General features: G+C 61.9%; 1 protein-coding gene. It reads right to left on the bottom strand.

Annotated elements, in window-relative coordinates:
• Positions 1-236 (bottom strand): hypothetical protein (locus JHD64_RS21835; protein WP_199055844.1); only part of this gene is annotated, 236 nt, incomplete at both ends.

Genomic DNA, 236 nt, shown 5'->3' with positions numbered 1-236 from the left:
TCAGGCTGCTGGCCGGAACGGTCCAGCTGCCATTGGCTGCCACGGTCGCCGTGGTGGTGACCACGTGGTTGGCGCTGTCGGTGAAGGTGACGGTGACAGTCTGGCCGGTTTCCACGCCCGTGGTGGTGCCGCTGACCACGGCGGCGCCGCTTTCGCTCTTGTTGTAAACATGATCACTGCCACTGCCATCACTGCTGATGGCAATGGTGGCAAGCGTATCCTTGCTGTCGATATTG

It is taken from the genome of Aquitalea sp. ASV15 (assembly GCF_016429115.1).
GTDB classification, from domain to species: domain Bacteria; phylum Pseudomonadota; class Gammaproteobacteria; order Burkholderiales; family Chromobacteriaceae; genus Aquitalea; species Aquitalea magnusonii.
Note: the sequence above shows the minus strand (reverse complement) of the source record. Positions and strands in the feature narration are given on the sequence as shown.